Origin of the sequence: Hymenobacter psychrophilus (assembly GCF_900107135.1) — a bacterium.
Classification (GTDB): Bacteria; Bacteroidota; Bacteroidia; order Cytophagales; family Hymenobacteraceae; genus Hymenobacter; species Hymenobacter psychrophilus.
The window spans coordinates 254,449-266,701 of sequence record NZ_FNOV01000003.1; the positions used below are offsets into that span (position 1 = coordinate 254,449).

A 12,253-nucleotide genomic window follows, 5' to 3' on the forward strand; every position below is an offset into this window, starting at 1 on the left:
CCTTTTAACAAGGTTGCTGCATGAGCGTCCGAAGCGCTGCGCACCACACGCAGCACCAACCGAAAGCCCGCTCCTGACTATCAGGAGCGGGCTTTCGGCTTCTCTGCACGGCTCGGTACCCGCTGCCCAACCCACCGCGTATTTCGGCGGGAAAGCGACCCGAATCTATTAGCCCAGACGCCCGAACCAACGGTCCCGGAAAGCGGTTATCACAGGCTACCTAACTTGCCCGCATGAACTACCAGCTTACCTCGGAATTCCAGCCCACCGGCGACCAGCCCAAGGCCATCAAACAACTCGTGGAAGGCATTAATAACGGCGAGCCGGCCCAGGTGCTGCTCGGGGCCACGGGCACGGGCAAAACCTTTACCATGGCCAACGTGATTGCCGAAACCGGCAAGCCGGCCCTGGTGCTCTGCCACAACAAAACCCTGGCCGCCCAGCTCTACGGCGAGTTCAAGCAGTTCTTCCCCAACAACGCCGTCGAGTACTACATCAGCTACTACGACTACTACCAGCCCGAGGCCTATATTGCTTCGTCTGATGTGTTTATTGAGAAAGACCTGGCCATCAACCAGGAAATCGAAAAGCTGCGGCTGCACACCACGTCCACGCTGCTGTCGGGCCGGCGCGACGTGATTGTGATTGCCTCGGTGTCGTGCATCTACGGCATCGGCAACCCCGAGGAGTTCAGCAAAAACGTGATTTACATGGCCCCCGGCCTGCGGTATTCGCGCAACAACCTGCTCTACCAGTTCGTCCAGATTCTGTATTCGCGCACCGAAGTGGAGTTCACGCGCGGCACGTTTCGGGTGAAGGGCGACACCGTAGACGTGTACCCGGCCTACGCCGACTACGCTTACCGGCTGTTTTTCTTCGGCGACGAAATCGAGGCCATTCACCGCATCGACCCGACCAGCGGCAAGAAGCTGGCCGACGAGAAATCGGTGACCCTGTACCCGGCTCAGCTGTTCGTGACCGGCAAGGACACGCTCAACCAGGCCATCAAGGAGATTCAGGATGATCTGGTGCAGCAGCACGCCTACTTCGAGAAGGAGGGCCGCGACTCGGAGGCCAAGCGCATCATGGAGCGCACCGAGTTCGATCTGGAGATGATTCGGGAGCTGGGCTACTGCTCGGGCATCGAGAACTACTCGCGCTACTTCGACGGCCGCCAGCCCGGCACCCGCCCGTTCTGCCTGCTCGATTACTTCCCCGACGACTACTTGCTGGTCGTGGACGAGAGCCACGCCACCATGCCCCAGATCCGGGCCATGTGGGGTGGCGACCGGAGCCGCAAAACGGCGCTGATTGAGTACGGCTTCCGGCTGCCCTCGGCCTTTGATAACCGCCCGCTCACGTTCAATGAGTTCGAGAGCATGTACCGCCAAGCCGTGTTCGTGAGTGCCACCCCCGCCGACTACGAGCTGACCCAGGCCAACGGCATCATCGTGGAGCAGATTATCCGGCCCACCGGCCTGCTCGACCCCGAAATCGACCTGCGCCCCAGCACCAACCAGATTGACGATTTGCTGGATGAAGTGGACAACCGCGTGAAAATGGGCGACCGGGTGCTGGTAACCACCCTCACCAAGCGCATGGCCGAGGAGCTGCAGAAGTACATGGAGCGCCTGGGCATCAAGTCCAGCTACGTACACTCCGACGTGAAAACCCTCGACCGGGTGGAAATCCTGCGCCAGCTGCGGCTGGGCGAAATCGACGTGCTCATCGGCGTAAACCTGCTCCGCGAGGGCCTCGACCTGCCCGAAGTAAGCCTTGTGGCCATCCTCGATGCCGACAAAGAAGGCTTCCTGCGCGACCAGCGCAGCCTGATCCAGACCATGGGTCGGGCCGCCCGCAACGACCGGGGCAAGGTGATTATGTACGCCGACCGCATGACGGGCTCGATGCAACGTGCCATCGACGAAACCAACCGCCGCCGCGCCACCCAGCTGGCCTACAACCAGGAGCATGGCATCACGCCCCGCACGGTGCGCAAGAGCCACGCCGAAATCCTGGGCCAGACTTCCCTTTCGGACTACCGCATCCAGGACAACACGGTGTACGCCGACGCCGACGCCGATGTGAATCTGGCTATTGCCGCCGAGCCGGTCATCTCCACGATGAACAAAGTGGACCTGGAGAAGCTCATCAAGCAAACCGAGAAGAAGATGGAAGCCGCCGCCAAAGACCTCGACTTCCTGACCGCCGCCAAGCTCCGCGACGAGCTGGCCGCCCTCAAGCAGGTGCTTAAAACGAAGCGGGATTAACTTCCGCTGCGCGGCGCAACTACCGCGTTACTGCCGAACCACGGCCCGTAGCCGGAGTGCCCACCCGAGGCATTCTGGCTACGGGCCGGCTGTTTTCGCGGCCGTCTGGTAAATCGATTATGTTTGCGCCCATTACTTACTTAACGCCCTATTATCATGTACCAAAAAGCAACCCGCCTCCTCCTTTTTCTGCTATTGATAAGCGCGCAGGTGGCAGTAGCCCAGAGTAAGCCGGCATATCAGTATATGCAGATTTTCTATTATGGATCCAAAACGATGGCCGGACCCATAGGGCATTTCAGCCCCGCGCTACGGGGGCAGTCGGAAATAATGCTGCTGAACCCGACGGCCTATACAAAGCAGATTAACAATCAGTTCTTTGGCTCATTTTCGAGTAGTACTGAGGAAAGCGAAACCACTGTAACTACGTCCGATGGTACGTATATCAATGGCAAAAAGCTGAGTACGGCTCAACTGCAGGAAAGACGGCAAAAGGAACAGCGGCAGCAACAGGCAGCGCTAGCCGAGCAGATGCGGGTAATATCCACCCACAGTCAAGCCCTCACTGAGAAAATAACGCAAAGCCTGAACCTCGCCGCCGAAGACGGCTGGGAAGTAACGCAGATGAGCAGCTTCGGCACCGATGGCGTGGTGTATTTACTGCGCAAAGCCAAGTAAAATCAGCTAACAACTACATTCTGGCACATAATTCGAAAAGGCTCCGAAATGCGGCATATTCCGCGTTCCGAAGCCTTTTCGAATTATGCTGAAGTCTACCCTGCTCCTGATGGCCCTGCTGAGTTCCGGCGCGGCGGCGGCTCAGAAAGCACAACCCGCGTTACTGGCGCCGCTGGTGGCCCCGAGCCCATTACCCGTAATCAGTGTGACGCCCGTTGCACCAACCAACGGCGTGCGCTACGAGTACCAACTGGTACGGCTGGAAAACGACTGGCGTATCATCTTCGCGCCGGCCTGGCGGGGCCAAACGGTTCTGGAACCCGATACCAAACTCTTTAAGGGAGCAAAGCCGGGCGAAGTTGACGGGCTGCTGTTAGGGGCCATCAACGCGCTTTCGGCCGATGGCTGGGAGCTGCTGGAAATCCGCACGAGCGCGCAGTTGCTTGGGGCCGCCCAGAAGGTGGAAACCTCGCTGTATTCCAGCGACCCGAACCGCCCGCAGTACGACGGCAAAACCACGTATAGCTCGGATTCGCAGACGCGTTACCTGTTCCGGCGGGCCCTGGCGCGCTAGGCGGGCTACTCCAGCCCCCGCAGCCAGGCCGGTACCTCGGCCACCGACTGCATCTGGCGGAACGAAGCCCCGGCCTGCTCGGCTTCCGACACGCGCTCCAGCACCCAGGTGGTGTGGTAGGGCACGTAGGCCGCGTGGCCGCCCAGGCGGGCCACCGGCAGCACATCCGACTTCAGCGAGTTGCCCACCATCACGAACTCCTCGGGCCGCACGTTGTGGCGGTCGAGGATGCGCTGGTAGGTGCCCTCGTTCTTCTCGCTCACGATTTCGACGTGGTCGAACAGGTCGCCGAGGCCGGAGCGGGCCAGCTTGCTTTCCTGGTCGAACAGGTCGCCTTTGGTGAGCAGCATCAGCGGCTGGCCGAGCGCTTTTACGGCGGCCAGCGTATCGGCCACGTCGGGCAGCAACTCGATGGGGAAGTCGAGCAGGCGCTTGCCGTGGTCGAGGATAAGCTGGATTTCCTGGCCCGTAATCTGCCCGTCGGTGAGCTGGAGCACGGTTTCAATCATCGAGAGCATGAAGGGCTTAGCCCCGTAGCCGAACAGCGGCAGGTTCTGGCGCTGCACGGCAAAAAACTGGTCGCTGAACTGCTGCGGGGTGCCGTAGTGGCCCAGCAGCTCGTAGAGGCGGGCCTCGGCGGCATCGAAATGGGGCTGGTTGGGCCAGAGCGTGTCGTCGGCGTCGAAGGCAATGAGGCGGGGAGCGGGCATGGGCGAAGTGTAGCGGCAAAGAAAGGCGCGAAGTTACCTTTGCGCCCGTATGAAACACCGTATCGAGCAGGCTGGTTGGAACCGGCAGGAGCATTTTGCCTTCTTTTCGCAGTTCGACGAGCCGTTCTTCGGCCTCGTGGCCGACGTGGACGCTACCCGGGCCTACGCCCGGGCCCGCGAGCTGGGCGTGTCGTTCTTCCAGCTCTACCTGCACGCCACGGTAGCAGCCGTGCAAACGGTGGAAAACCTGCGCTACCGCATCAACCCCGACGGCCAGGTCGACTGCTACGACCAGATCAACGTGTCGGCCATCCTCTCGCGGCCCGACCACACCTTCGCCTTCAGCTTCATCCCTTTCCGCTCCGATTTACACGAATTCGGCCAGGGCCTAGCCACCGAAGCCGAGGCCGTGCGCCAGAGCAGCGGCCTGCGCCTGAGCCCCGCAACTGGCCGGCCCGATGTGATTCACTTCTCGGCTATGCCCTGGCTTTCGTTCACCGGCCTCACCCACGCCCGCAGCTTCGCCAGTCCCGCCGACAGCATCCCCAAAATATCAGTCGGCCGCCTGCGCCCCGAGGGTAGCCGGCAGCTGCTGCCCGTGTCCGTCAACGTCCACCACGGCCTAGCCGACGGCTACCACGTGGGCCTGCTGCTGGCGGAGCTGCAGCGGCGGCTGGATGGGTAGCACTGGGTTTCTATCAGGAAATCCAGGTCTGGATGGCCTGCTTGATCCGCCACCGCCCAGCCACCTGTTCTACTAGTAGCACCTCGCCAAAGCCGCAGCGGGGCCCGCAATGCCAGCTAAAACTTAAAATAGCCTGCTCTTGATCGTCGCTAAAAACCACGCGCGAAAGGGTAAGAGTCCCCACTCCCTGAGCCTGCCGCTGCTGTTCAGTATCAGCTGGCTGCAAGCGGGCAGTGCAAAGCTGAAACTCCGATGGTCGCATCCGCGACTGGACTCGATTTAGACTGTCCAATGCCGCCTGGGACCGGTTGGTTGCCAGCCTGTTTATTAGCGCGACTATGGCTGACTGCGGAGACAACGCGGTGAACTGGTCGGGCAATTCAGCCAGATCCAGAGAATTATTTGCCGGTGAAGTGTTCAGATAGAGCGTTTGAAAGTGCGAAGTGTCCCCAAAAAGCTTATTTTGAAAATGTGCACTTTGCCACTCATGCCACTCTGCATCAGCAACATTTGCCACCAGATGGTCAACTTCCAGGTAGTGCTTCTGAAATACTTTCTGGTCTTTCTCCGGGAGATAGACATTATAGAAACGCTGCTCAATCAACTCCGTTACGATATCATTGTACAGCCGTTTGGTGGGGTCAGTGTGCAGATTGGGGCATAGCCGAAATGTAGCGGCCGGCGTACAGCCTGCACAGATGAAAAGTAACAGATACAGGACGAGGCGCATGGATAAAATATATCGTCCACTCATCAATTAAAGCAGCTGCCATAGTACACAACCAACGCTATGGTTTGCAGAAACCACCGTGTAAACCAAATCAGCCACCCAGACTTGCATCTAAGTGGCTGATTATGAATGAGCGAGAAACGAGGCTCGAACTCGCGACCCTCAGCTTGGGAAGCTATGGGTACAGTACTTTCATCTACTGGTGGAATTCTTTAAGAGCACTGTTAATGAGGCAATAAGGCAGGTTGTTCTGTTGCTGTCTATTGTTCATATCCCGTTTTCTACTACGTTTGTGTAAACCACCGTGTAAACCAGCCGGCGGTTTACACAACCTATGGCACGTACCACCACCGACCACAAAGAAGGCAGGGCCACCGTCCGGACCGTGTATTTTACCAGCAAGGTATTAGCTGATGGTTCACACCCTTTTCTTATCTGCATTACCAAAGACCGAAAGCGAAAGTATCTGGCGACAGGGGAGAAATTGCATCCCCGCTACTGGAATGCCGAGAAGGGCGGCGACTACCGCAAATCAATTCGCCGCAGTTACCCTGATCCCCAACGCAACGACCTAATAAACTCGTTGGCGGGGTGGGAGGCCAAGTATGATACTGCGGCTGGTACGTTTGTATCCAACGATGAGCAACATACTTCAGCCGATGTGGCCCGCAAAGCCGCCGAGGAACGCAAGGCAGCCCGCCGGGTAAAGGTGCTGGCCTACGTGGAGGAAATAGCGGCCGGGATGGTGAAGCGGGGCCAGATTGGCAACGCAGGTGTTTACCGCGACTTGGGCAACCAGTTGGCAAAGTTTATCGGAGCCGAGGCCGGAGCCCCCGAGCCCCCGCTGGGCCGTGGCCGGGAGCAGGAGCGGGCCGAGTGGGTACGGGCGCACGATGTTCCCTTTGACCGGGTAAACGTGGCTTTCTGCAATGAGTGGGAGGCCACACTACGCGCCACCGGAGCAGAGGAAATTACTCTGTCCTTACGGTTCCGCACCCTACGGGCCGTGCTGAACAAGGCTATTGGCGAAGGAGTAGCCAAGCGGGAGAAGTACCCCTTTGCCAGCAATGCCGAGGAACGCCACAAGTTTCAGGTCGGCAAGTTCGACACCACCACCAGCAAGAGGGCTATCAGCCGGGCCGAGTTGGAACGCCTGAAAGCCTTGGCCCCGGCCACCGAGCGGCAACAGTTGGCGAAGGAGGTGTTTCTATTCAGCTACTACGCAGGTGGTATCAACTTCGTGGATTTAGCCCAGCTCCGCTGGCGCGACCTATCCCAGACGGAAGGCGCGGGCCTACGCTTACACTACACGCGCCAAAAGACCGGCGGCAAGTTCTCTTTGCGGCTGCTGGCCCCAGCCGAGGCAATTATAGAGCGGTACCGCCCCTTTACATACGCCGGGCCGGATGCGTATATCTTCCCCATCCTGAATGCCGAGAAGCACCGCACGGCCTTGCAGGTGAAGAACCGGAGCCACAAGGTGTTAGGGCAGGTTAATCAGGACTTAAAAGCACTAGCCACCGCCGCTACAATTGAGACGCCGCTGACTACGTATGTAGCCCGGCATACTATGGCGACCATCCTAAAGCGGGCCGGGGTTTCTACGGCCATAATCAGCGAAACAATGGGCCATTCCAGCGAGTCAGTTACAGCCGTATACCTTGACTCCTTCGCGTCCGACGTGGTAGATTCTGCCTTTGAAAACTTGCTGTAAAGAATTACAGATCCTAAGTAAAGATTGGATGGTAAAAGGAGTAATAACAAAAATAAATCTCCTAAGTATTTAACAGTTATATATTAACAGTCAACTGATTGAGAACTTTGACCCGTCACTAACAAAAACAGGCAACGAAGCCTGCTGTAAAACGGTGGCGAGTGATGCAAAACCCCTTTGCTACCCTTGAAGATTGGTTGCGCCGGATTGAGGCCAACCAGAACGAGTTGCTGCAACGCCTCAACGCCCCGGCTGCTGCTGGCCCCGAAGTAGGCGGTATTGAGCTGGCTTGCGAAGTGCTACGTCTGAGCAAGCCCCGCATCTACACGCTTGTATCGGAGCGGGCTATTCCGCACATGAAGCGCGGGGGGCGGCTGACGTTTTCCCGCGCCGAGTTGCTGAGCTATCTGCAAGCCGGAAGTCGGAAAGGTGCCACCACTAACGGACTGACCAATGGCAGATAAGCGGAAGCCGGTGGCTAGCCCTGCCCTACTCGGCATATTGGAGCAGGCGATACGCCCCGAAGACATTGACCCGCACGCGGAGTATGTGGGCAAGCGTACACCCAAGAAGAAAGCAACTAGCCATCTAGCGGGGCTGCTAACCGGAGAAAAGCGTATTACTGAACTCTCAAAGCTACCCATAGTAGGTGTGCTGCCCTTCATCCGGCAATTCGAGGAGCCTATTTTCTTCTCGCGTACGCTGAACCTGATTCAAGGCCAGACCGGAGCCCACAAGAGCCGCATGGGTGAGCTGATAAGCGCCGTACTCATTGCCCAGAGCACACCCCAGTGCGACACGCTAGGCTTCCACCGTTCCAGCGAACTGCCCCAGGATTATACATTGGTGTACGTCGATACCGAGCGTAATCTAGCCAGCGAGTTCCCGGCGGCTGTGCAGCGGATTAAAGAGTGGGCTGGGTTTGCCAGAACAGATAGTGTGCCGCACTTCCGCTGCATCTCATTACAGGGAATAGGCCGCGCAGAACGGTTTGGAGCCCTGACTGAGTTTCTGGAATATGCCCGCCTCACTATTGAAAGGCATATCGTGGTAGTGATTGACGTGCTCTCTGACTGCGTTAACGACTTCAACGACCCCAAAGACAGCTTGCTTCTGTCCGACATGCTTAACCAATCTATCAACACGTTCGACGTGACCTTCATTGGTATCATTCACGAAAACCCCGGCACCACCAAAGCGCGTGGCCACCTAGGCACTGAGATAAGCAACAAGTCTAGTACTGTTATGCAGGTGGGCTACATCAAGCAGGCCGGCGGAGATGCAACAGGGATAATTGAGCTACGGTACATCAAGCGCCGCCACGGCCGCCGGGGCCTCGTTGCCCATGCCCGATTTGATGAGGTGAGCAAACAGCTTGTAAAAGCCACCCCTGAATCTGTGAAGGAAGCCCGCGCCCAACGTCAGCGGGTTGCTACCGCCGACACGATACCCCCCGCGCTGGTAAAGGCACTAGCCAACGGCCCGCTAGAGCAAGGCAAGTTGGTAACCGCCTTGCGCGTCGAGCTGAAAGCCGGAGAAAAGGTTGTGCGCGACCGCCTGAAAGAAATGAAAGGCGTAACCTTCGAGGGCACAGACGGTCAGCCCATGTGCCTGTCAGCTATCAAGGAAGGACGCACAACCAAATACCACCTGCTGCCCGCGCCTGTTGAGTGCCCTGCTGGATAGTGGTATTGTGGCAACTCCCTATAGGTGCTTTGCCAACGACCACAATACACAGCTAGCAGCCTGAATAGTGGTAACTGGTAGACAGACTATATGCTTTTACCACAGTGCCACTATTCCCAACACCCATACGACGCGGCAGTCAGCTAACGGTGCCCTCGCCGGGCGGGCCTCGGTGTGCTCGCTCCTTCGTCGCTGTGCTACCGAGTAGATAAAACTCTTTTTTTAGGTCGTCGAAGCGGACCGAAGGGAGCATTCGACAAAGGCTCAGCGCCTAGCGTCAAGGTTTGCTGACGCTGTTTAGCCCGCGCCACTAGCGCCGCCCTCCCCAACCCCTTTTACTCACCTGCTGGTGCTCCCAAAACGGGCACCCTGGCCCAACCTTGCCCAAAATGTTCATACTACCTAACGTCCCCACCACCTACCACGACGGTATCACCTTCTACCAGATAGCCGAGGCCACCCCGTACTATGTCAGCCCTTGCGGAGCCGTTTATTCTTCGCTCAAAGACCGCTGCCTTACCCTTGCCGACAATGGTATTGGGTATCTGCAAGTGTTCCTAAAGCTGAATAATGGCTCCAAAAAGTGGCGAAAGATTCACCGTCTAGTCGCTGGCCGTTTCATTCCCAACCCCGAAAACAAGCCCGATGTGAACCACCGGGACGGGAATAAGGAAAGTAACGGTGTGAATAACCTAGAATGGGTAACCAAGAGCGAGAACACCCGCCACGCCTACGCCACCGGCCTAATGAAAGCTAAGCGCGGCCCTGAGCACCATCTTTACGGCAAGTCAGCCAGCGCGGAAACCAAAGCCAAGATGTCAGCTCAGAAGATGGGCGAGAATCATCCGAAGTTCAAAGGCTGGTACGTAACGCCGGCTGGCACTTTTGCCTCTGCACCAGCCGCCGCCCAAGTAATGGGCACTCATGCGAAGCAGATTATCCGCTGGTGCAAGAGCGGCAAGAAGCGGGCCGAGGGCTACGACTTCATTCCGGCCACCTCAGAAGGTCAGGCCCTGGCAATAGCGGCCTAACAGTATGCAGCCCGCTAACCTGTTGCCTTGCCCGTTCTGTGGTGGCCCGGCCGCCGTGGAAACCAACCAGCACCCGTCGTCCTTCCTGAAAGTACCCGCCGAGTATTTCATCAACTGCTCGAACGACGGAAACGCCTGCCCGGTAAGCCTTGCTTTCGTCGGCCCTTGCCCTACACTGCCCGAAGCCACCCGCCGCTGGAATACCCGCGCCAAGCTGCCCCCGTAGGTGGGCGCGAAATTGTGCTGGCGAAAATCCAGGACCAAGCTACACAGATACAATTGGCATTTACGCCCCTTTCAACCTCTCACCCAGCGCCGCCTAGTGCCGCACCTAATTGCCTTAACCGCGTGAAAATCAAAGAGCCTAAACTACTGGCAGCCTCACTACTCGCCGCCGACCACCTGCGGGCACAAGCTGCCAAGAATGACCTTTCGGTGGGTCAACTCCGGGCATTATTGGGCATTCAGGTAATGCTTTTGGGCTCTTATCAGCCTGCCATTACCCTAGCAGACCTACGGGAAGCGGCCATTCTCTCCAAAACCAGACTACGGGACGCGGTTAGCGGGTTAGTAGCTGCTGGGTTGGTAGCACGGCGCAGGGGCCGAAAGGGCCGGCACGAAGTGGCCTTGACCATTGCCGGCCGCATCACAGCCGAGCTGGCCGCCGCCCAACTTGCCCGCGCCGCTCGCAAGTTTCTTGCTCGATAGCGGCCGGGCTAACTCCCCACAAATGGGGAGTTACCTACACGGGGGCACCTCCTGACTAGGAACGGCCCCCTCGACTTCTCCACCCAAAACGCATTTCCGCGACCGGGTACCCCTGAAAAGTCGCCCCCCGGCCCCGACAAGATGTTACTCTCATTTACCTGCCTGAGCACTAGCTGACGGGGAAGCAACATACAAAGCTGCGTAATTTAATTACATACAATTGATTATCAGTTATTTATATCAATAAATACTTGTAAAACAAGCTTCGACTCTCGACCTTTAGCCCACTGTTCGCCCTCTCATCCCACTGTAATGCTGACCGCCACGATACCCCCAACCAGTATCCAGCCCGTCGCCCTAAACGACGAGCTGCTGAACCAGCCGACTACCTACAACGGTGTGCCTGCGGTGGTCCTGCTGACCCCCGAAGAAGCTGGCAGCGGCTGCCGACTCTACTTGGCCCGCAATGACGTTCATGCCCCCCGCCTGCTCAATGGTGATTACCTGGTGGGTCGCCCATTAGCCCGCGAGGAATGGGCAAACGTGGCCGCCGATTCCTTTGCCCTGCTGCTGGTGCAGGTTGGCGCGGCCGATGATGGGAGTTGGGAGCCCTTCCAGGCTCACCACGTAGCCCGCATTGTGGGCAATGGCCTACGTTACGGCGGCAGCCTGCTGAGTCTGCAAGACGACGAGGCCAGCCTACCCGAGCCGGTAGAAACGGCCGCTGCTGACTTGGTGGAAGTGTATCAGGTTGTTCGCGCTATCCGCCCGCTATGAGAAGCCCCCGCGTTGTTCGCCTCGTTGGCTACCTCAGCTCCGACCGGATGCAGACCATTGGCCGCCCCAAGCTGGCCCCCGTGCAGGTTGAGCAAGAAGCCGAACGTTACCTTTCCCTGCTTTCGGCAGCCTGCCCCGAAACCCTGCTCAGTATAGCCGTTCACCTGCCCGGTTCGGCCCACCCCTACTACCTGTACGCCCACCACGGCAAGCTACATGAGTGGTTCGGCTGTCAGACCGATGGAGACGCCTACCACCTTACGGCCCTGCTGGCCTTTCCCGAAATTTAATGCCTCCCCCTATGAACGAACAACAAGCATACATGGAGCAGCAGAACGCCGCGTTTGCCCGCGAGTACCCTGACGTAGTGTGGTTGCGGGAATACCTCGACTACTTACTTGAAAATCTGCCGGACGTATTCCTAGAGCCGCCCACAACTGAGTTACTCCAGTCAATTGCTGGCGGTTACGCAGCCCGCGACTTCGACTCTATGTACATAGTGGGGGGATATATTCTTGCACACATGGTCATGGGAGAGTTTGAAGCCCGCGAGCAATACGAGGTATGCGCCGGGATTCAGCAAGCAATTGCCACGTACCACCCACAATTCTATCAGATTCACAAAGACGTTCAGGCACGACACGGCCGAGGCTGAGTAAAAAGAAACACCCGCTCAATTTGGGCGGGTGT

14 protein-coding genes are annotated in these 12,253 nt (G+C 58.0%); 12 read left to right on the top strand and 2 right to left on the bottom strand.

What is annotated here, in order from left to right; translation table 11 throughout:
• The first annotated feature begins 233 nt into the window (after window positions 1-233).
• The 3 genes from uvrB (at window position 234) to BLW21_RS06095 (ending at window position 3,522) form a co-directional block, all read left to right on the top strand.
• Window positions 234-2,270, top strand: a complete 2,037-nt coding sequence (gene uvrB, locus BLW21_RS06085) for an excinuclease ABC subunit UvrB (RefSeq protein WP_092738557.1) — start codon at window positions 234-236, stop codon at window positions 2,268-2,270.
• A gap of 246 nt (window positions 2,271-2,516) precedes the next feature.
• Entirely contained in the window at window positions 2,517-2,948 is a 432-nt protein-coding gene (locus BLW21_RS06090) for a hypothetical protein (RefSeq protein ID WP_139255098.1), read from the top strand.
• Between the two features lie 85 nt (window positions 2,949-3,033).
• Window positions 3,034-3,522 (top strand): hypothetical protein, encoded by a 489-nt coding sequence (locus BLW21_RS06095; RefSeq protein ID WP_092738559.1) that lies wholly within the window; start codon window positions 3,034-3,036, stop codon window positions 3,520-3,522.
• A gap of 5 nt (window positions 3,523-3,527) precedes the next feature.
• Here BLW21_RS06095 and BLW21_RS06100 read toward each other — a convergent pair whose 3' ends face one another.
• The gene (locus BLW21_RS06100; protein ID WP_092738560.1) at window positions 3,528-4,232 is read right to left on the bottom strand and encodes an HAD family hydrolase; all 705 of its coding nucleotides are present in this window, start codon (window positions 4,230-4,232) and stop codon (window positions 3,528-3,530) included.
• Window positions 4,233-4,281: 49 nt separating this feature from the next.
• Here BLW21_RS06100 and BLW21_RS06105 point away from each other — a divergent pair, with 49 nt between their 5' ends.
• On the top strand, window positions 4,282-4,917 hold the full coding sequence (locus tag BLW21_RS06105; protein WP_092738561.1) for a CatA-like O-acetyltransferase: 636 nt from the start codon (window positions 4,282-4,284) through the stop codon (window positions 4,915-4,917).
• 13 nt (window positions 4,918-4,930) lie between these two features.
• Here BLW21_RS06105 and BLW21_RS06110 read toward each other — a convergent pair whose 3' ends face one another.
• A complete protein-coding gene (locus BLW21_RS06110; RefSeq protein ID WP_092738562.1) occupies window positions 4,931-5,647 on the bottom strand; it encodes an LPS-assembly lipoprotein LptE in 717 nt (238 codons plus the stop codon).
• Between the two features lie 334 nt (window positions 5,648-5,981).
• Here BLW21_RS06110 and BLW21_RS06115 point away from each other — a divergent pair, with 334 nt between their 5' ends.
• The 8 genes from BLW21_RS06115 to BLW21_RS06150 all read left to right on the top strand — a co-directional run bounded on the left by BLW21_RS06115 (window position 5,982) and on the right by BLW21_RS06150 (window position 12,218).
• Window positions 5,982-7,361, top strand: coding sequence for a site-specific integrase (locus BLW21_RS06115; protein WP_092738563.1), 1,380 nt, complete (start codon window positions 5,982-5,984; stop codon window positions 7,359-7,361).
• Window positions 7,362-7,525: 164 nt separating this feature from the next.
• Window positions 7,526-7,825 carry a helix-turn-helix domain-containing protein gene (locus tag BLW21_RS06120; RefSeq protein WP_092738564.1) on the top strand — a complete coding sequence of 100 codons (300 nt, stop codon included), beginning with the start codon at window positions 7,526-7,528 and terminating at the stop codon, window positions 7,823-7,825.
• 187 nt (window positions 7,826-8,012) lie between these two features.
• Window positions 8,013-9,047 (top strand): hypothetical protein, encoded by a 1,035-nt coding sequence (locus BLW21_RS06125; protein WP_139255099.1) that lies wholly within the window; start codon window positions 8,013-8,015, stop codon window positions 9,045-9,047.
• 389 nt (window positions 9,048-9,436) lie between these two features.
• Complete coding sequence (locus BLW21_RS06130) at window positions 9,437-10,078, top strand: NUMOD3 domain-containing DNA-binding protein (protein ID WP_092738566.1); 642 nt, start codon at window positions 9,437-9,439, stop codon at window positions 10,076-10,078.
• A gap of 4 nt (window positions 10,079-10,082) precedes the next feature.
• A complete protein-coding gene (locus BLW21_RS21050; RefSeq protein WP_139255100.1) occupies window positions 10,083-10,304 on the top strand; it encodes a Lar family restriction alleviation protein in 222 nt (73 codons plus the stop codon).
• Between the two features lie 794 nt (window positions 10,305-11,098).
• The gene (locus BLW21_RS06140; protein ID WP_092738568.1) at window positions 11,099-11,563 is read left to right on the top strand and encodes a hypothetical protein; all 465 of its coding nucleotides are present in this window, start codon (window positions 11,099-11,101) and stop codon (window positions 11,561-11,563) included.
• A complete protein-coding gene (locus BLW21_RS06145) occupies window positions 11,560-11,853 on the top strand; it encodes a hypothetical protein (RefSeq protein ID WP_139255101.1) in 294 nt (97 codons plus the stop codon). The genes BLW21_RS06140 and BLW21_RS06145 overlap by 4 nt, the downstream gene beginning before the upstream one ends.
• A gap of 11 nt (window positions 11,854-11,864) precedes the next feature.
• Complete coding sequence (locus BLW21_RS06150) at window positions 11,865-12,218, top strand: hypothetical protein (protein ID WP_092738570.1); 354 nt, start codon at window positions 11,865-11,867, stop codon at window positions 12,216-12,218.
• The last annotated feature ends 35 nt before the right edge of the window (window positions 12,219-12,253 follow it).

Coding starts and splice junctions, on each gene's coding strand:
- uvrB (WP_092738557.1), top strand. CDS start 234: ATGAACTACCAGCTTACCTCGGAATTCCAGCCCACCGGCGACCAGCCC.
- BLW21_RS06090 (WP_139255098.1), top strand. CDS start 2,517: ATGCAGATTTTCTATTATGGATCCAAAACGATGGCCGGACCCATAGGG.
- BLW21_RS06095 (WP_092738559.1), top strand. CDS start 3,034: ATGCTGAAGTCTACCCTGCTCCTGATGGCCCTGCTGAGTTCCGGCGCG.
- BLW21_RS06100 (WP_092738560.1), bottom strand. CDS start 4,232: ATGCCCGCTCCCCGCCTCATTGCCTTCGACGCCGACGACACGCTCTGG.
- BLW21_RS06105 (WP_092738561.1), top strand. CDS start 4,282: ATGAAACACCGTATCGAGCAGGCTGGTTGGAACCGGCAGGAGCATTTT.
- BLW21_RS06110 (WP_092738562.1), bottom strand. CDS start 5,647: ATGCGCCTCGTCCTGTATCTGTTACTTTTCATCTGTGCAGGCTGTACG.
- BLW21_RS06115 (WP_092738563.1), top strand. CDS start 5,982: ATGGCACGTACCACCACCGACCACAAAGAAGGCAGGGCCACCGTCCGG.
- BLW21_RS06120 (WP_092738564.1), top strand. CDS start 7,526: ATGCAAAACCCCTTTGCTACCCTTGAAGATTGGTTGCGCCGGATTGAG.
- BLW21_RS06130 (WP_092738566.1), top strand. CDS start 9,437: ATGTTCATACTACCTAACGTCCCCACCACCTACCACGACGGTATCACC.
- BLW21_RS21050 (WP_139255100.1), top strand. CDS start 10,083: ATGCAGCCCGCTAACCTGTTGCCTTGCCCGTTCTGTGGTGGCCCGGCC.
- BLW21_RS06140 (WP_092738568.1), top strand. CDS start 11,099: ATGCTGACCGCCACGATACCCCCAACCAGTATCCAGCCCGTCGCCCTA.
- BLW21_RS06145 (WP_139255101.1), top strand. CDS start 11,560: ATGAGAAGCCCCCGCGTTGTTCGCCTCGTTGGCTACCTCAGCTCCGAC.
- BLW21_RS06150 (WP_092738570.1), top strand. CDS start 11,865: ATGAACGAACAACAAGCATACATGGAGCAGCAGAACGCCGCGTTTGCC.